Annotated in this window: 1 protein-coding gene; it reads right to left on the bottom strand. The window is 65.5% G+C overall.

What is annotated here, in order from left to right; translation table 11 throughout:
• Window positions 1-1099, bottom strand: a 1099-nt coding sequence (gene prpC, locus HV796_RS42645; RefSeq protein ID WP_175233604.1) for a bifunctional 2-methylcitrate synthase/citrate synthase, incomplete at both ends; no start/stop codon positions are given.

The raw sequence follows: 1099 nt of genomic DNA, 5'->3' as shown, positions 1-1099 counted from the left end.
TCCGGTCCGGTGTAATTTGCGCTGGGCCGGATGATCTTGTTGTCGATGCGTTGCTCGATGATGTGCGCGCTCCAGCCGCTCATGCGCGAGATCACGAAAAGCGGTGTGAACATCGCAGTGGGCACCCCCATCATGTGGTACGACACCGCGCTGAACCAGTCGAGGTTTGGGAACATCTTTTTCGCATCCCACATCACCGTCTCGAGCCGCTCGGCGATGTCGAACAGCTTCGTGTTGCCCGCCTCTTTCGACAGCTTCTTCGCCACTTCCCGGATCACCTTGTTGCGCGGGTCGGCGATCGTGTACACCGGATGGCCGAAGCCGATCACGACTTCGCGGTTCTCCACGCGCCGGCGGATGTCGGCTTCGGCTTCGTCGGGGTGCTGGTAGCGCGACTGGATCTCGAAGGCGGCCTCGTTCGCGCCGCCGTGCTTCGGGCCGCGCAGCGCGCCGATCGCGCCGGTGATGGCCGAATAGAGGTCCGAGCCCGTGCCGGCGATCACGCGGCCGGTGAAGGTCGACGCGTTGAATTCGTGCTCCGCGTACAGGTTCAGCGAGATATGCATCGCGTCGACCCATGACTTCGACGGCGGCGTGCCGTGCAGCAGGTGCAGGAAGTGGCCGCCGATCGAGTCGTCGTCGGTTTCGACCTCGATGCGCCGGCCGTTATGCGAGTAGTGATACCAGTAGAGCAGCATCGAGCCGAGCGAGGCCATCAGGCGGTCGGCGATGTCGCGCGCGCCGGCCACGTTGTGGTCGTCCTTCTCGGGCAGCACGGTGCCGAGCGCCGACACGCCGGTGCGCATCACGTCCATCGGGTGGGCGGCGGCGGGAATCCATTCGAGCACCGCCTTCACGTTCGCGGGCAGGCCGCGCAGCGCCTTGAGCTTCGCCTTGTAGGCGGTCAGTTCGGCGACGTTGGGCAGCTTGCCGTGCACGAGCAGGTACGCGATTTCCTCGAATTCGCAGGCGCCGGCGAGATCGAGGATGTCGTAGCCGCGGTAGTGCAGGTCGTTGCCGGTGCGGCCCACCGAGCACAGCGCGGTGTTGCCCGCCGTCACGCCGGACAGCGCGACGGATTTCTTCGGTTTGAAGGCGC

The sequence above is a fragment of the Paraburkholderia humisilvae genome (assembly GCF_902859855.1).
Taxonomy (GTDB): domain Bacteria; phylum Pseudomonadota; class Gammaproteobacteria; order Burkholderiales; family Burkholderiaceae; genus Paraburkholderia; species Paraburkholderia humisilvae.
This window is presented reverse-complemented; position numbering and strand designations above follow the sequence as displayed.